The organism is Shewanella sp. SM21, from assembly GCF_025654335.1.
Classification (GTDB): domain Bacteria; phylum Pseudomonadota; class Gammaproteobacteria; order Enterobacterales; family Shewanellaceae; genus Shewanella; species Shewanella oncorhynchi.
This window is the reverse complement of sequence record NZ_JAKKRL010000019.1, coordinates 63,779-81,746: the sequence shown is the minus strand read 5'-3', so window position 1 is coordinate 81,746 and position 17,968 is coordinate 63,779. Positions and strand designations below refer to the sequence as shown.

12 protein-coding genes are annotated in these 17,968 nt (G+C 46.7%); 6 read left to right on the top strand and 6 right to left on the bottom strand.

The window, feature by feature from the left end; translation table 11 throughout:
* Both L5L94_RS20120 and L5L94_RS20115 read right to left on the bottom strand, forming a co-directional pair.
* On the bottom strand, nt 1–158 hold a 158-nt coding region (locus tag L5L94_RS20120; RefSeq protein WP_259573881.1), incomplete at its 3' end, for a transposase.
* Between the two features lie 418 nt (nt 159–576).
* On the bottom strand, nt 577–2,220 hold the full coding sequence (locus L5L94_RS20115; RefSeq protein ID WP_263164788.1) for a hypothetical protein: 1,644 nt from the start codon (nt 2,218–2,220) through the stop codon (nt 577–579).
* A 1,099-nt stretch (nt 2,221–3,319) separates the two neighbouring features.
* Between L5L94_RS20115 and L5L94_RS20110 the strand changes: the two genes are divergently transcribed.
* From L5L94_RS20110 to L5L94_RS20100, 3 genes are all read left to right on the top strand, one after another.
* Nucleotides 3,320–5,563 (top strand): hypothetical protein, encoded by a 2,244-nt coding sequence (locus L5L94_RS20110; protein ID WP_263164786.1) that lies wholly within the window; start codon nt 3,320–3,322, stop codon nt 5,561–5,563.
* Between the two features lie 10 nt (nt 5,564–5,573).
* Complete coding sequence (locus L5L94_RS20105; RefSeq protein WP_263164784.1) at nt 5,574–7,274, top strand: toxin-antitoxin system YwqK family antitoxin; 1,701 nt, start codon at nt 5,574–5,576, stop codon at nt 7,272–7,274.
* A 597-nt stretch (nt 7,275–7,871) separates the two neighbouring features.
* Nucleotides 7,872–8,147, top strand: coding sequence for an acylphosphatase (locus L5L94_RS20100; protein WP_028759808.1), 276 nt, complete (start codon nt 7,872–7,874; stop codon nt 8,145–8,147).
* 67 nt (nt 8,148–8,214) lie between these two features.
* On the opposite strand, the gene L5L94_RS20095 is transcribed toward L5L94_RS20100, so the two are convergent.
* The 3 genes from L5L94_RS20095 to L5L94_RS20085 all read right to left on the bottom strand — a co-directional run bounded on the left by L5L94_RS20095 (nt 8,215) and on the right by L5L94_RS20085 (nt 13,428).
* Entirely contained in the window at nt 8,215–9,216 is a 1,002-nt protein-coding gene (locus tag L5L94_RS20095; RefSeq protein ID WP_173244633.1) for a peptidoglycan binding protein CsiV, read from the bottom strand.
* Nucleotides 9,216–12,701 carry a transcription-repair coupling factor gene (mfd, locus tag L5L94_RS20090; protein ID WP_263164790.1) on the bottom strand — a complete coding sequence of 1,162 codons (3,486 nt, stop codon included), beginning with the start codon at nt 12,699–12,701 and terminating at the stop codon, nt 9,216–9,218. The genes L5L94_RS20095 and mfd overlap by 1 nt, the downstream gene beginning before the upstream one ends.
* Before the next feature lie 85 nt (nt 12,702–12,786).
* Nucleotides 12,787–13,428, bottom strand: a complete 642-nt coding sequence (locus L5L94_RS20085) for a hypothetical protein (RefSeq protein WP_212601065.1) — start codon at nt 13,426–13,428, stop codon at nt 12,787–12,789.
* Nucleotides 13,429–13,522: 94 nt separating this feature from the next.
* Here L5L94_RS20085 and L5L94_RS20080 point away from each other — a divergent pair, with 94 nt between their 5' ends.
* From L5L94_RS20080 to lolE, 3 genes are all read left to right on the top strand, one after another.
* The gene (locus L5L94_RS20080) at nt 13,523–14,755 is read left to right on the top strand and encodes a lipoprotein-releasing ABC transporter permease subunit (RefSeq protein ID WP_028759812.1); all 1,233 of its coding nucleotides are present in this window, start codon (nt 13,523–13,525) and stop codon (nt 14,753–14,755) included.
* 134 nt (nt 14,756–14,889) lie between these two features.
* Nucleotides 14,890–15,585, top strand: a complete 696-nt coding sequence (lolD, locus tag L5L94_RS20075) for a lipoprotein-releasing ABC transporter ATP-binding protein LolD (RefSeq protein WP_028759813.1) — start codon at nt 14,890–14,892, stop codon at nt 15,583–15,585.
* Nucleotides 15,582–16,832: a lipoprotein-releasing ABC transporter permease subunit LolE gene (gene lolE, locus L5L94_RS20070; RefSeq protein ID WP_263164783.1), complete on the top strand. Its 1,251-nt coding sequence runs from the start codon at nt 15,582–15,584 to the stop codon at nt 16,830–16,832. Before lolD ends, lolE begins: the two co-directional genes overlap by 4 nt.
* 276 nt (nt 16,833–17,108) lie before the next feature.
* Here the strand turns inward: lolE and suhB are convergent, their stop codons facing one another.
* Nucleotides 17,109–17,912 (bottom strand): inositol-1-monophosphatase, encoded by an 804-nt coding sequence (gene suhB, locus L5L94_RS20065; protein ID WP_028759815.1) that lies wholly within the window; start codon nt 17,910–17,912, stop codon nt 17,109–17,111.
* Between the last annotated feature and the right edge of the window lie 56 nt (nt 17,913–17,968).

Below are 17,968 nucleotides of genomic sequence, written 5' to 3'. Positions count from 1 at the left end.
TCTTTAGGTAAATCTCGCCAAGGGATACCTGTTCTAAGGCGGTAAAGAATACCTTCGAATGTTTGTCTATGTTCAGGTTTGTCATAAACACGGCCTGTGCTTTTCATTAAATGAAATAGCTTTTCCCAGCGTGCATCGGTTAGCATAAGTCTTGGCATGGCTTGAGGTTATGGTTACTTTTGGCGAAGCAAATTATAACGTCTTGCCATGCTGTCTAAAAATCACTCTCGAAAGATCAACAGACCCTAGATTAAGTAGAATTTTAGTGTTGGCTGATATCCCTGTATATAGGCTCACCATGGTATTTACTCACCGACACGCAGCCAGTCCATCCTTGGATGCTCGACCGCCCCGTCCATGGGGCGGACGGTCGTCTCGCCAATCACCATGGCTCACCTTTCGTGCATTCACGTAACCTGTAGATTTAAAAGACATACGCAACACACTTTGGGACATTTTCGTGTCAAAGCCTTAACTCAAACGCGTCTGTTTCAGATAAAAATTTCTATGGGTTAACGCTTTGCTCACCGGAAAATTAGGAGCGTAGCGAGTAATTTTTCCGTGTGCAGCAACTTGTTATACGCTTTTATTCTTGAGTAAAATCCCAACACCCGTATTGTTAATTTCACTCTCTTCCGCTTTTAATTGCTTATACTTCTCTTTTAAATCTTTCACGTTAGGGATCACACCAGTCATACCAGCCATTGCCCCCAACGCCCCAAACATAGGCAAACCTGTCAATGCTGCCGTAATTTCTATACCACCAACTACAACAAAGGAACCGATATCTTTCCCAGCAAATTTCCAACGCTTAGATGTCAGCTCTTTTATTTTGTTTTCATGATCTTTAAAAGCACTATTGAGGTTATCGAAAACCTTATCGCCTGTTCGATAGAAATTGCTGGGATTTGCTTCAATTAAACTTTTAAGCCCACCTGACAATAAATCCCGTATTTCATCTAAAGCACCCGAATTTCTAATTTCTATCAAAGCATCTGGTGGTATATTTCCCATCCATGGCATTTCATTCTTTACGGTAGAATTTAACGCTCGTGCAATATGAAGATCGTTTAGCTTGTCTGTCTCGCTGTTCCCTGCGTTATATTCCAGCATTTGGTTGTACCAAATCCAGCTTGTCTCAGCTCGTATTATTGGTGTGCCACGTAATTGCATGCTACGTTGGAAAGCATCATTAGCCTGGGAGAACCTGCTTATCAGATGCATAAATACAGCCTGTCCTGCTGTCTCCATGCCTACCTTTTTGCCCTGCTCATCTAGCAAACGCATCATTTGCTGAGCTAGAGAGCCATCCCACTCAGTTGCAAAAACTAGCTTGCCTGGGTTTAATAAACTTTTCTCGACATCTTCAGCATCCTTGAAGTGCGAGTAGTAAGCGAATAGTTCATCCTTATCTTGAATCTCCTGCCCAAAAAGAGTTTTTGTATGATCTATTGAATCAGCAACTGCACAATCATGTACAAACTCTCTATACCCATCTTCTAAATGATGCCTATCAGGAAGAATCGCTACAATCGGTTTCTCAAGATCAGCAAGAGCTAGTGACTTGTAAGAAAGAACCTGAAGAGCAAGCCGAACAACTTCATAGCACTTCTCTTCATCATTCATGAATTGAATCATGGGAGATATTTTTAAAAACGGGTCTGGCAATACTGTTGTATCAAAATACAACCCAGTAGAGCTTGCTACGTTTGAGCTTCCATCAGGAAATAATTCACCAGTAAATACGGCCTTAGAATCAAATGTATCTTCTAGGTGAATCCATGTCGGTTCCGATATATTCTCCCAGAAATCAACAATTTCCTCGTAGAATTCATCAATAACAGGCAAACAGTCTTTGACCCTGCTTTCATCAGATGAAAACCACCCCGCAAACCTGTATGGGTCTGCTTTAGCTTCAGTCATCATCTCAAATAGTTGACCAAAAGCGTAATTCACTCGCTGAAAGAACCCCTCCTGAATCTCTCTTAACGAGACAGCTTCTTTCCACTCTTGGCGGTCATTCTCATACGCAATAAACATACATAATGATCTAACTCTTCCATCGACAGTTTCAGGGTCAACCATTCCATCAGGTAAGATCCTCACCTGTTTCATGCTCTCCCAAAATCCATCAACCAAATGAGGTGCAAACTTAACTTTGCCCTCTTTCAGTTTTTCTTGGAGTAATTCTATGCGTCTATGTAATGCTTCTCTGTCCATGATTTAATTCACTTTTGCGTATAACTTCTTAGTATTTATGCGCTGCGCTGTTTGCAGGGCATAAATCGCTTGTTGGACTTGGCCGCTGCCACATCCATGTCAATTGGTATAAATGATGCTATAGGAATTTGCTTTTTTACGGTAGCGGTTTTTTATACAGCTTGGTGGGTAATCACTTGATATCGTTTTAGCTTTCTCATTTTTCGCGATTATTTTTTGATGATGAATAGCTATCTAACGACTTAAAACTCTAAGGAATACACCTCCCCTCGGAGTTGCCGCAGGGCGAATAGACAAATTGCGTGAGTTCGGTCATGGATGACCGACTAGCTTTCGCAGGTGCAGGGACGCATCCTTCGGAAGCGATAGCAAATTTGTCAATGAGCACAAGGGGCTTTCAACTCCGTTGGGGGCGTCTTGGAGCATCCAAGGAGGATAGGACGAGCAGTCCTCCTTGGTCGGGTGTGGGGTGAAGCCCCACGACTTTGATTTTAATTAAAACATTCAAATTACGAAAAAGATGGGATACATAACTTCTAAATCTAACTATCAACTTTTCTATAGGCAGAGCTTTACTTGGTCTATGCCCCTTTTGGACTGCGAAACACACTTTGGGGCAATAGCTTTTTAGCTAAACGAACAGCAGAAGTGTTAGTTAGGATTGGCCTTGTTACAACAGTGACCGTTGGCGATATGGCCGCTCTTTCACATCTGACCGATAGGGATATGGGAAATGTCTATGATGTTGGGAACATCTTAGACCATGTGAACGCGGCATTTACACTTCCGTGTGCTGCAGATGTTATCGTCGAGCCAATAGGGATACTTTTTATTAAATAAAAAGACGGTGAGTCACTGGGTAAATAATGACAATTAATACAGCAGAACTAGCTTTGCGCATCAGTTCTTTATGTTGTAATTCGTCATTAAGAACTTGCCTAAGATAGGTATTGCCCTACCTGTGACGATCTAAAAGGATATTTGAGTCGCGCACTCAGGTGTCGCGCTGGACAGGCAAAATAGCCAAAGCATTTTATTTACTGGGTATGAACGGGCATAATGCGGCGCTTACTATTTGTTTGAGATACAAGGAATAACCATGAAGTACTTGGTTAGCGTAGTTGCATGCTGTTTATTATCGGCCTGTTCTTTTGGGGATGCTGATGTTGAGTTTACACCTGAAAAAGGGGAAGAGCGCTCGTATCAGCTGTATAGCACCACTAACATCACTGTAGACAATGGTCAGCGTACCGAAACGGTTAACGCCACGTCACATCAATTGCTGCGTTATAAGGTCCTCGAAACAGGCAAAAACAGTCGGTTTCAAGTGCACGTCGATTATATGAACATGCGCGATGGCCAAGGGAGCGGCGTCAGTAGTGGCCAGCGGGCCGATCGTAATCCAGAAATGCACGCTATTTTCTCGCAGGGGTTTGAATTTACGTTAAATCTAGACGATGGCAGCGTTAAAGAATTCAGTGCATTGAACAAACCTGTATGGCAGGCGCTGTTGGCTGAACGCGGCGCAGAGCTTGAGCAGGAACTGAAAAAGCTCTTTAGCTCATCTGCCTTCCTTAGCACCATACCCGCCAAAGCGGGGGCGGTTGTCGCGCTTCCTGCCTATCAAGGCCACGCCAATGCCAAGCTTACTGTATTGCAAGTCACTGATACGCATGTATTAGCCAAAGTTGAAAGTGGCGGCGAGCAAGCCAAAATATACGGTCAGTTGATGTTAGAACGTGAGCGGGGTTGGTTAGCGCAGTTAGCCTTAGTGGCGGAAGCGCCGTTTGAGCGCTACGGCTATAAGGGCACTGTGCGCAGCAACGTTATTATGTTGCCGCAGGAGCGCCAGTTGGGCGATCTGACGCAGTATTTAGGTTTTTATGATTTCCCAGTATTTGAGTATCAAAAACAACCTGACGTTGTGTTGGATAACGTCAATAAGACCTTAACCCAAGATGCTGTATTTGCCTATGATGCGGGCTACTTTTACCAGCAAGATGATTTATTAAAGCTGACTTATCAGTATGACTTTTCAGGTTTTAAACCCGAAGGCGGGTTTAGCTTAACCGATATCACAGCACACAGTGCGGATGGCACAGTACTGCCGCTGCAATTGAGCAAGGTAGGTAGTTATAGTTATCCAGAACAGGATGGTTTCCATCAGTCTGAGCAGCAGAATTTGCTTATCGGTTGGAATGCGCCGAATGACCTCTTAGCTCAGGTTGCTGAGTTTCGCGCGACTGCCCATTATCGCGGCGCGAAATTAGTCAAACTTAACCTGACCCCCGATCCCAGCAAAACTGTGGCCTTGCAATATGAAGATATACAGCTGGAACTCTCGCCAATCCCAGATAAACCATTCAGTTATTTGCTGAAATCGCGAGGCAGCACTGACAAATCTTGGTTATACCGGCGCTTTGACGGTGCCGAAGGCGCTATGGTGAAATATCTTTCACCGCCGCCCACTGGGCCGGATTGGTTAACCCCGGCAGAGCAAAATATGGTGGCGTTGGCCTCAGCTGCACAATATGAATCGATCACACAGTTTACCTTTCCCGCAGCGCCGCCCACGCTGACACTCTATGTGAATACTGTGGTTGACAGTGGTGAACTGACTAAGAACATTCGTTTTATTCCGACTCAAGATTACGCGCAAAATGTCGCCTATCCGCCGGCGCAGCAACAACTGCTTTATAGTGATGATATGTATGCGTCCTATGTTAATCAGCCACAAGTTACTGCACCTGAAGACCCCGCCTTACTTGAGCCGCAAGTCGTGGCCAAATACGGCGTCAGTTTGCTGTTAACTTCCGAGCAGGCAGCGGTGTGCACGCTCAGTGTTGTCGATGCACCTAAGGTCAACGAGCACACACTGCAATGGACAAACACAAGCACTAACACTAACAACACGGGTTTTGGTGGAGGGCTGGATAAGTTTGTGCTGTACCAACTGACTAGCGCCGATGGGATCCGCCGCAATTTTTACGACATCAATGTCAGCAGCACTTTGGCCTGTACCGGTACGCCCAAATGGCAAGCGCTAGCGTATCAACCCGAGCAAAGCTGGTTGATTGATATCACTCAGTTGCCGAATGTTGATACCCATCAAACCGTGGCCGACTTTATGCGGCGCTATCGTTTTTTAAATGCGCAAAATTTACAGCTAGCTCCTGCTATTCAAGGTGACAGCAGTGATTTTTATCAGCGTCCGTTGCAGCAAGTATTACGTGAGGAACGCTGGTTTGTACTGGCGGGGCGCGCAGCACAGATAGAGCAGCTAACGATAAGCGGCGAACCGGTCAATAAACAGTGGGTTAATACATTTCCTGCGTTACCTTAAGGAGCAGAATATGAGAGTCTTATTACTATTATCTGCGCTACTTATGTCGTTTAATCTGTCGGCTGAGCGAATTTTACTCGACGAACTATGGCGGCTTAGCGATGTGCCTGGTGAAGCCATTTATTATCAGGAGCAAGCGCCGACAGAGCAAAATGGTGAGTGGCCGCTACAACTCTTTTATCTGGAGACGGATAAACCCGTTTTTAAGGGCAGCGTCAACAGTCCCAATTTAGCCGAGAGTTTTATCGTTGGTGATTTCGAGTTTTTCTACCCCGATGGTCAACGGTCTCGCAAGGGCAGTAGCGATGCGCAAGGGCGCTATCAGGGCACGCATCTGCATTATTGGGAAGACGGAGCGCTCTCGGGAGAGTACCACTACCAGCATGGCCAGTTGCATGGAGATCAGAAAAGTTACCATACTAATGGTCAATTAAGGGAGCTTCAGCATCGTGTGAATGGCGCTGAATTAGGATTATCGCAAAGTTATTTTAACAATGGCCAGTTGCAAACACGCGTAACCTACGGCGCTAACGGTATGGAAGGGCTATATGAAAGCTTTCATAACAATGGTCAGCCGGAGCAAACCGTTAATATGGTGGCGGGAAAAAGAGAAGGCGAGCGACTGTATTGGACAAAAGACGGCTGGTTATACACTAAAGAGTTTTATCTTAAGGGGAAAATACACGGCGAAGTGTTGATTTACCGAGCTGCCGATGTGCTGCAAGAGATTAAACACTATGAGCATGATAAACAGGTGGGAAACCAGCAGCGTTTTGATGAACAAGGGCGGTTAGCAGAGCTGCAAAAGTATGATAAGGATGGTCGTGAAATTCAACATATTACCTATGATAATGCCGGTAACGTTGCGACCCAAACCGACACGCAATACCTCGCTAACGGTCAGACTAGCACTGAACAGCGCTTCGATTCTGCGGGAAAGTTAACTTATCAATATCAGCAAGATACAGCAAAAGACTGGAGCTTACGTCAGCGTTTTGATGCAGCAGGAGAGCTGATTGAACGTGATGAACAACTCAAGGGGCGATACGATGGCTTGTATATCGGTGCTGGCTGGAACGGTTATATCAGGCGGATAAACTACCGCAAAGGTCAAATGCACGGTGCATATCGAGAAGATAAGGCCGAGGACGGCGGCTTTGTCAGCGGCCAATATCACTTAGGGTTAAAGTCCGGCAAGTGGGTCACAAAAAACGCGGATACGACGCGCAATGAGCAGTTTAACCAACAAGGTGAGCTGAGTGGTGAACAAACAGAAATCGCAGCCGATGGCACGATAATGCGTCGAGAGTTTTATAAAAACGCTAAGTTACATGGCGCGTATTTACTGCGTGGCTTTGATAAACAACTTCAAGCCCAAGGTCAGTATGTTAACGGTCAGCGCGAAGGCCAATGGCTGCTGCAAGATGAAAGCAGCTACAGCATGGTTAAGCTCTGGCATGGCAACTATAAAGCTGGACACGAAGTGGGTCACTGGCAAGCCTTTTCCGCCAATGGCCATTTATTAGGGCAGGCCCAGTATGATGATAAAGGTCAATTGCAAGGCAAAGGCTATAGTTTTAACGAAGATGGCAGCCTGCTGCAAAGTGATGAGTATCTTGATAATCAACTGCACGGCAGGTCGGTGTACTACTTCAACGGTGAACCCTCATCCGAGTATCGCTATCAAAATGGTCTGATGATAAGCGAGTAGCACTTCATCACCTAATCACACAATCAAGCAAAAACCGACTAATTAGGCCGGTTTTTTGCTTTTTTGCATCTAGTTTGCTTGCCTTGCTTTATCGTCAGGCATACGGCCGCTTGTCATTAGAGGGCTCACTTCTCAACCCTCGTTTCGCGTTTACCAACTTGCCAGAACAAACGTAATCTCAGCGTTAAACGTCAACACGCCTTTATACTTCTTCGGCTATCACAGGGGGTGTTTTTAAACATGAACAATGCAGATGGGTGTACGAGCTGATTTTCAGCTAAAAGCATTATATTCATTCGGGATGGATAGTTTTACTTTTCAAACTCTTGAAAATAATTATTTATTGTGTAAAGTAGCGACCCTTGCTATTTTGTAACAAAATGATACAGAGTTGCTGTTTTATTTGTCCATTTATTGGATATCCCTTTGCGTATGTCGCCCGACACAGCTAGCAGCAGTCTTGTTAGCTGTTTTTTTTGCCTAAATTTAAATATTGTTTGTTTTTTGCTCTACAAATCCATAGGTTAACACTTAGCCTTTGGATAATTGCGGCTATGCTTATTTCTATAACAAGGTTCCGTGAAAAAGGAGCGTGAGATGAAGCGAGTATTAATTAATTTGACGGGAAAAGTGCAAGGTGTGGGTTGCCGTCATGCGACCTTGACTAAGGCCAGAGCCTTGGGCGTGACAGGATATGTAACCAATTGCCGCGATGGCAGTGTTGAAGTACTCGCCCAAGGCAGTGACATTGCTGTTAATGCTTTAATTGCTTGGTGCGAAGTAGGTGTGCCTTGCACTGAGGGATTAACCGTAACGGTAGGAGAAGACGAGGCTGATGATATCTACCTCGATTTCTCCATCGTTCAGTCTTAATTTAAACGTACCGTGTTAACTTAACTGCACCGTTTTAACTTAAGAATTGTGCGGGTTGTGCGTTTGTTCAGTATTGGCCAACAGTTTGTATTGATTCGGCATTCTGATTATTTTGCATTGCACTGGGTTGCGCCATCTTGCGGATTTGGATCACCATGCCCATTTCGGGATGATCTAAATAATGGATTTCTTCACTCTTCACACGGCGGTTTTGCTCCAAAGGCACAGACATTAAAAATGGTGTCATGACTTTGGGCGCCGTGAGTGTTGCGCTGGTATCGGCCGCATCACTGGGTACGGCTGGCATTAATTTTCTGCCTTCTTTGCGCAAGTGCAATGCGGTTTCAATATATAAATAGTGGCTTAAATAGATATTCAGTGTGCCATCTAATTCCCATACTGGTGATACAGCAGGTGCAAGCATTGGTGTGCCATCGGCATTAGTCATAGGCTCTGCTTGAGCTTGCTTAATGATTTTTCTGCCATCGAAGTGATAAGTACCTGAGAAATCTTTACCCGCAAATAAGCGTATGGGTACTGAGCCACTCTTACCACGCATAGGTTGTTGCCAAGCCATGTGCAGTAAACTGCGCGTACCACGTTCGCGGGAAATACTATTGATAATGCTCGCGAACTGACTTTGGCTGCGGGTTAACAATACTGGGTTGCCATTGGCTGTAGGATAACTGATCTGTGCGCTGCTGATTTCTGATGGGATCACCGGCGGGTAACGATATTCCACACTCGCAGGCGCAGCAGGCATAGGTTCTGACGTCGAGGTACCGTTTAAGGTTTCAGCGCAGTGGCTATTTGCATCGGCATCAAATACCAGTGTGCAAGGCGCAGATGCGCTGGGTATCGGCGTGATTGCTTGCGCGATAGCGGGGGAGATTAAGTCTATTGCGTTATCGGTTTTCGTCTTGTTCGGCGCATCAGGCCATTGTTCACTTGACTGACTTTGGCGTTCAAACACATAGACTTCAACCTCGAACCAAGCTTCTGCTTGGACGACCTGACTGTGTGATAGTGCAATGAGTGTAGCGATAGAGACCGCGAGTTTACGTAACACTATTTATCTCCAAGACGATGTTGCGATAATTGTTCTAGCAAAAGTTTCACTAAAGCGAGCCTGTCTTTACTGGTTTCGGCTGCAAGGCTGAACTTTAACTTATTCGGTCCTTCCATTCGATAGATTTGTGGCTGGCTTTGGAGTAATCCAATAATAAACACAGGATCTATGACATGATCATCACTAAATTCGATGCTGCCACCTTTACTGTGCACTTCTATTTTAGTCGCACCTAAGCGAGTCGCCTCATGTTTATAGAGGGTCATTTCCATTAAGTTACGCGTCGGTTCAGGTAATAAGCCAAAACGGTCGATCAATTCGACTTTTAACTCATCCAGCGCCGCCTGTGTTTCGCACCCTGCGATGCGTTTATAGAGCGACAGACGAATATTTACGTCGCTCACATAGGCTTCAGGCAGCAGGGCGGGGATACGCAGTTCAATTTCGCATTGCTGATTGAGCATTTGCGCCAGTGACGGTTCTTTGCCTTGTTTTAAGGCTTTGACTGCCGCTTCGAGCATTTCCATGTACAAGCTAAAACCAATTTTCGAAATATGGCCACTCTGTTCATCGCCCAAAAGTTCACCTGCGCCGCGGATCTCTAAATCTTGGGTCGCCAGCATAAAGCCCGCACCGAGATCTTCAAGAGCATCAATGGCTTCTAAACGTTTGCGCGCATCTGGGGTCATACGTTTGGGATGCGGCGTCATCAAATAGGCATATGCCTGATGGTGCGAACGCCCGACGCGGCCGCGCAATTGGTGTAACTGCGCCAGACCAAAGGTGTCGGCGCGCTCAATAATAATGGTGTTGGCACTTGGGACGTCGATACCGGTTTCGATAATAGTGGTACAGACTAACACGTTGAATCTTTGATGGTAAAAGTCTGACATTACCCGTTCTAGATCGCGCTCACGCATTTGACCGTGGGCAACGACGACTCGCGCTTCAGGCAATAAATCGATAATGCCTTGGGCACATTTCTCAATACTTTCAACATTATTGTGCAGGTAATACACTTGGCCGCCACGGAGAATTTCCCGCAAAATGGCTTCGCGCACAGTCGCGGGATCCGATTCCCGTACAAAGGTTTTCACTGCTAAACGTTTGGCGGGCGGGGTGGCGATAATTGATAAATCGCGCATACCCGACATGGCCATGTTTAAGGTGCGCGGAATAGGCGTTGCGGTCAGGGTTAAGATATCCACGTTGGCGCGCAGCGCCTTGATTTTCTCTTTCTGACGCACACCGAATCTGTGTTCTTCGTCGATAATCAATAGGCCTAAGTTTTCAAACTTAGCCTCAGATTGCAGTAACTTGTGGGTACCGATAACGATATCGACTTTGCCTTCTTCCAATTGCTGCAGCACTTGAGTCTGCTCTTTGGCGGTACGAAAGCGTGACATCACTTCAGTGACCACGGGCCAGTCGGCAAATCTGTCTTTAAAGTTTTCATAGTGTTGCTGGGCAAGCAGTGTGGTCGGAACTAGCACGACCACTTGTTTGCCAGCGTTGACGGCCACAAAGGCGGCGCGCATGGCGACTTCGGTTTTACCAAAGCCCACATCGCCACAGACTAATCTGTCCATTGCGGTCGGCGATTGCATATCGGCTAACACGGCGATGATGGCGCTTTCTTGATCGACGGTTTCTTCGAAGGGGAAGCCGCGGGCGAATTGAGCGTATTCTTCTTCGTCAATTGCGCAGCTTTCGCCGGGACGCGCTTGGCGACGGGCATAGACATCGAGCAGCTCGGCCGCAACATCGCGGATTTTTTCAATCGCCTTTTTCTTGGCTTTAGCCCACGTCTCGTTGCCGAGTTTATTTAAGTGGGCGTCTTCATCGGCGCCAACACTGTAACGGCTGATGAGATGCAACGAAGACACTGGCACATACAGTTTGTCACCGCCAGCGTATTCTAATTGCAAGTATTCTGCGACCAGTCCACCCGTATCTAGGGTGACTAAGCCCCGATAAAGTGCAACGCCGTGTTCTAAATGCACTATGGGCTGGCCAACTTTGAGTTCGGCCAAGTTTTTAATCAGGGCATCATTACTGATCTGACGCTGTTTTTCACGGCGACGTTGCTGGGAAATACGATGGCCGAAGAGTTCAGTCTCACAAATGATACTGATACTTTCTTTGGCGCTGATCTGCAGCAAACAACCGCGTGACAGCGGCGACACGATAAGGCCTAACTTGGCATCACTTTGAATAAATTCATCAAAATGGTTAAACAGCGCAGGTTTTAACTGAATTTTAGCGAGCAATTCAAGCAGCGCTTCGCGGCGACCCTCGGACTCAGCGCTAAACAACATGCGTTTGGCGCTGCTGGCATAATCTTGCAGCGCTAGCAGCGGTTGCTTTAATTTATGATTGGCGCTGATGTCGGGCAGGGTACTGGCGGCAATAACAACCGCTTTCGTTGTTTCAGTGCCATCTGCTGGCACTTGCATTTGATAACGTGGCAGCGGTTTAAAGGCGGCAAATAACTCTTCTATGAGTAAATACAGTTCTTTAGGCGCCAGTAATGGCCGCAGCGGATCGACGCGTCTGTCTTGATAGCGATGCTCGACTTCTTGTAGATGGGCGCGCGCCGACTTTTCGATATCGCCTAAGGTGACGAGTTGAGTGTCCTTGGGCAAGTAATCGAATAGGGTGGCTGTGTCATCAAAAAATAGCGGCAGGTAGTTTTCGATCCCCGCCGGCATCAAGTTACGGCTCACTAGCTGATAAACCGATTCCGGCTCTTTGACTATGACCTCGAAACGGCGGCGGTATCTTTGCCTAAAACCTTCGATGGCCGAACTGTCGGTGGGGAATTCCTTTGCGGGCAATAGGCGAATCGAGTCGACAGGTTGCAATGAGCGTTGGGTTTCGGGATCAAAATGGCGAATGGTTTCCACTTCTTCATCGAATAGCTCGATGCGCAGTGGCATATTCATCCCGGTTGGGAAGATATCCAGAATCGAACCGCGAATGGCAAACTCGCCATGTTCATACACTTGCTCCACCGAATGGTAGCCAGTGTCGGTTAAATGCTGGCGTACATCGTGTAACTTGTAGCTATCCCCCTTTTTGAGCACAAACACGTTGGCGCTTAAATAGGCCTTAGGCGGCAGGCGTATCATCAAGGTGGTGACGGGCACGATAACGATATTTTGCTCAATCTGAGACAGCTGCGATAGCGTTTCGAGTCGCTGGGAGATTAAATCCTGATGGGGCGAAAAACTGTCGTAGGGCAAGGTTTCGCGGTCAGGGAATAATCTGACCTTAATGCCTGTTTTACTGAGCAAATAACTCAGCTCTAACTCTAAGCTTAAGGCGCTTGGCGTGTCACTGGTGACGACTAAGGTCGTTCCCTTATGTTGACGCGCTAAATTGGCGAGTGTAACGGCTTGGCAAACGCCGCCCACGGTGGACAGAGTCTGAATTTGTGTGCCATTTTTGACGGCTGGCGGCGTTAGGGCTGATATGTGAGTCATTGGCGTGCGATAAACTGATTCATTCACAAAGAGTTGCAGACATTGTAGAGACTTGATGGCGTAGGTGCCAGAGAAAAGTCAGCGGCTATTGACGCTCGTCTCTGGCGAGTTTGCGTAACTTGAGTTGTTTCTGTTGCACATTGAGGCTAGCTTTGACTAATTGCTCCACGTCAGATTCAAGAATTTGACTGAATTCAAAGTCGGTTTGCCATTGTAGATGTTCAGGTTGAGTATGTTGTTCTGTTCTGTCATTACGACTCATATCGCCTTCGGCTTGTGCTATTTTTTGTGCTTGAGTGGCGATGACTTTGCCAAAACAGAGAATGGCAACTAATTCGTCGTGAATAAACAGAGTAATTTTATAGTGGGAGCCAATGTCTAAGGCTGTTGGGGTGAGTAATCTCAGGCCACTACCACCAAATTGGTTACCAAAGCATTTTTCGCCCTCTTGGGTTTCTTTTTCTAATACATGTTGCAGCACTAGATCTACTTTGCGGGATTGCAGCTTTAAAAAATCCACGACAACTTTTGCCTCGTTATCTAAATGGCGCAGCTGTAGCAAGCAGTTAGCTTCGAGTGTTTTGACTTCGCTGAGCAGTTGAATGCCTAATGATTGCATTGATCTCAGTGCCATTTCTGAGGGTAATGGCTGGGAACTCGGCCATTGGCTTAGGTAGGCGGTAAAGTGGTGAGGCACACTAAAATACGGATTGGTGTCAGTGAACAAGGCTTGCCTCTTTATTTATAGGACCAATACCCCTATTATCGTGCCCATCTTCATGATTTAGCAAGTTCAGCACACAGGACGCAACCCTCTTTCAATGAATCCAGGATTCCCTTTCTATATTGGTTACCGTTATTGGCGGGCCAAAAAAGCGAACGCGTTCGCGTCGTTCATTACCTTATTTGCCGTTTCGGGCATTTTTTTAGGCGTTGCAGCCTTGATCGTTGTCAGCTCAGTGATGAATGGCCTTGAAGGCCAACTTAAGCAACGTATCTTAGGTGCAGTGCCACAATTAACCCTTTATAGCGAAGCGCCATTAGTCGATTGGACAAAGCAGGCGAGTGCGCTTAAAGCCTTACCGGGTGTGTTAGGCGTTACACCGAGCGTATCGACGCAGGCCATGGTGCAATCAGCGTCGAATATTCGCGCTGTGCAGGTTTATGGGGTGTTTCCCGAATTAGCGCAAAAGTTATCCTCCGTTGCGCAGCACACTTACTCAGGTGCATTTGAACAGTTGGCGAGTGGCGACTTCAAGGTGATTTTAGGATCTGAGCTCGCACGGCAACTCAAAGTCGCTCCCGGTGATACGGTACGATTATTGAGTGGCGATGGTGTGGTGTACTCCCCATTAGGCCCTGTGCCGAGTCAACGTAAGTTCTTGGTATCTGGCATTTTTGAAATGGGCTCTCAGGTTGATGCTGGCGTTGCATATATTCATTATCAAGATGCAAAGCGTCTAATGCGTCAACCGAGTGAGGCTATTGATCAGCTTAGACTTTATTTAACCGATCCCTTTAGTGCGCCCGCTTTAGCGTCTAAAGTGCAGGATGTTCTCGCTAAACAAGATATTAAGGTAACAACTAGCGATTGGCGTGATACCTATGGTCACTTGTTTGGTGCGGTAAAAATGGAAAAGAACATGATGTCACTGATGCTGAGCCTGATTGTGGCCGTGGCCGCATTCAATATTGTTTCGGCGCTAGTGATGATGGTGGTCGATAAAACCACGGATGTGGCAGTGCTAAAAACCCAAGGCGTAACCACGCCCGCCGTGATGGGCATTTTTGTGGTGCAGGGTTCGCTCAATGCTGTACTTGGTTTAGTGCTTGGGCTCGCGGTAGGTATACTTATCACTTTGAATCTGAATGGCATTATGACGACATTAGGCATTTCGATTTTAGGTGCAGGACAGAGTTTGCCAGTAAAACTGGAGTTGATGCAGTTGTCAGTGATCGTGATAGGCACACTATTGGTCACCTTGTTGGCGACCTTATATCCCGCGCTGCGTGCGGCCAGTGTGCAACCTGCAACTGCGTTGAGATACGAGTAACCCCGTGAGCTTTTACGAATAGTCGTCACCCATGGGCATTCATCCGTGAGTGATGCTTGCCAAGATGAAAATAATTTAATGCATTGATTTAATGAAATAAATCGGTGCCAAAGCATGTTTAAGAGAGAACTTCAATGCAAGACGTGTTACTGCAAGTGCAGAGTGTCAGTAAGAGTTACCATGATGGCGCCGTGACCACGCAAGTGTTGTCTAATGTCGATTTGCAGGTGTTTAAGGGCGAGCAGTTGGCGATTGTCGGCAGCTCAGGCTCAGGTAAGAGCACACTGCTGCATATTATGGGAACTTTGGATGAGCCAACCGCGGGCAAAGTCTTGTTGCTAGGCGAAGATTTATACCAAGTGTCTAGTGCGCGTCAAGCGCAGATCCGCAATCAAGATCTCGGCTTTATCTATCAATTCCATCATTTATTGCCTGAATTCACTGCGCTAGAAAACGTCGCTATGCCGGCATTTATTCAAGGTAAAGACCGTAAACAAGCGCTCGCCGATGCCAAAGTCTTATTGGAGCGGGTAGGGCTAGGCCATCGTATGACCCACATTCCTGCTGAACTATCGGGCGGCGAGCGTCAGCGTGTCGCTATCGCAAGGGCGTTGATTAATAAACCTAAGTTAGTGCTGGCCGATGAACCTACGGGTAATTTAGATGCTAACAGTGGCGATGCGGTTTATGAGTTGATCCGAGAGCTGGCCGATCAGTTAGGTACGGCGTTTGTGGTGGTGACCCATGATCATAAATTGGCTGCCCGTATGGACCGCCAACTGATGATGAAAAACGGTTACTTGCAATTAGCGGCGGAAACCCAAGTATGAAAGGACCGTTAGCCCTATCCATTGGTTGGCGTTTTTATCGCGCCCGCCAATCCAACAGTTTTATTAGTTTTATTTCCTTTGCATCGACTGCCGGTATCGCTTTAGGTGTGGCGGTATTGATCATAGTTCTGTCTGCAATGAATGGTTTTGAGCGCGAGCTAGAGCAAAGATTACTGGGTGTAGTGCCGCAGGCGGACATTGTCGGGGTGGACGAACCTATCGTCAATTGGCAGAGTGTTGCGCAAGGTGCGCTACAAATTGAAGGTATTCGTGGTGCTGCCCCCTTTATTCGCATGCAAGGTTTAGTGCAGAAGCCTGGTGGTTTTCAAGGCTTAGCCGTGGTGGGTATTGATCCGAAAGAAGAAACGAAGGTTTCAACTTTGTCACAGTTTATGAGTGATGCAAGCTGGCAGAGTCTGAGCCAAGATGAGAATCATATCGTCCTTGGCGAGAGTTTATTGACTAAGTTGGGGCTTGTGGTGGGTGATACGCTGGCCTTATATGTGCAGGATATCGATCCCGACGCGGCAGGCAGTTTACGTGCGGCGAAGAGCCATCGTTTTGTGGTGTCAGGCACCTATCATCTGGGCGGCGAGCTTGAACTGGCAACCGCTTATATTCCATTGCAATACGCGGCGCAGATCTTGAACATGAATAACGGTGTAACGGGTGTGCGTATTAGTGTCGATAAAGTGTTTGATGCACCAGTAAAAGTGCGCGAACTCGGTTATGCGCAAAAGCAGTCTGTGTATATCAGTGACTGGACCCGTACCCAAGGGCATTTATATCAAGATATTCAGTTAGTTCGCACTGTGATGTATTTAGTTTTAGTGTTGGTGATTGGTGTGGCCTGCTTTAACATTGTCTCCACCTTAGTCATGGCGGTGCGGGATAAAGCGTCCGAAATTGCGATTTTGATGACCATGGGCCTGAGTCGTTTGGCTGTGATGGGGATTTTCATGGTGCAGGGCGCGTTAAATGGTCTGCTTGGCTGTGGCCTTGGCGGCATTATCGGCATTAGTGTGGCGCTGAATTTAAGTGTGCTTGCGAGCTCAGTTGAGCAATTACTCGGTATTCAACTGCTCTCGGCCGATGTTTACTTTGTCGATTTTTTACCGTCTGAATTGCATGTTTCGGATGCGGTACTGGTGATTGTGATGGCGTTTGTGATGAGTTTAATCGCGACTTTGTATCCCGCTTGGAAGGCGAGCCAAATTGCACCAGCACAAGCGTTAGCGGGTAGATAACTGGATAAGTGGCTGTTCGTCATGTTAGCCGATGTGGGCTGAAATCAGTGCAGATGTTTTCAGGACACTCCTTTCTTCCCAATGACTATTGCTTTATTTCTATACTATTTCTAAATACGATATTGTGGCGACTGAGGACTTGATGACTCGAGTACTTAAGGCTTTAGAATGAAAACCACATAAACAAAAAGGCCAGTGGGCGCTCTTAAAGAGATTACCACTGGCCTTTTTTGTATCTGTTTTATGCGTTTATTTAAAGCTAAGTGTTAATCTTGATTAACGCTTTAAGCCTTCGTTCAATAATGGACGCATGATCTTAACTAATTCTGTGGTCACCTTAGGTGAGCCAGCAACTATGTTACCCGAAACCAAATAGTTATGGTTGCCAGTAAAATCAGTCACTGTACCGCCTGCTTCGCGGCAAATCAGATCGCCAGCAGCGATGTCCCATGGCTTTAAGCCGATTTCAAAGAAACCGTCCAAACGACCCGCGGCAACATAGGCTAAATCTAATGCGGCAGAACCTGCGCGACGTAAGTCAGCACATTGGCCGAAGACTTCGCCGAAAATAGCCATGTAAGTTTCAGTGTGTTGACGCGCCTTGAATGGGAAGCCTGTACCAATCATGGTAGGCGCTAATTCATTCACGTTGGTAACACGCAGACGGAAATCATTGAGTTTGGCGCCTTTACCACGTACAGCGGTAAAGAGTTCTTCACGGACAGGATCGTAAACAACGGCAACTTCAGTCTTGCCTTTGTATTGCAGAGCGATAGAAACCGCGAAGTGGGGAATGCCTCTAACAAAGTTGTTAGTGCCATCCAGAGGGTCGACTATCCAAACATAGTCTTTATTCTCACCGCGGTTTTCGCCTTTCTCTTCACCCACGATAGTGTGATCAGGGTAAGATTTACGAATTTGGTAAGTAATTGTCGCTTCTGCTTCCTTGTCTACACTGGTAACAAAATCGTTGATACCTTTTGAACTGACTTCGATACGGTCAAGTTCAGTATAGGCGCGCATAATAGTTTGGCCGGCCGCGCGGGCAGCGCGTACAGCAATCGTCAGCATCGGATGCATTGCAATCCCCTGGATGTTAAAGAACGTTAAAATAGCGGGCGGTATTATACTCGATT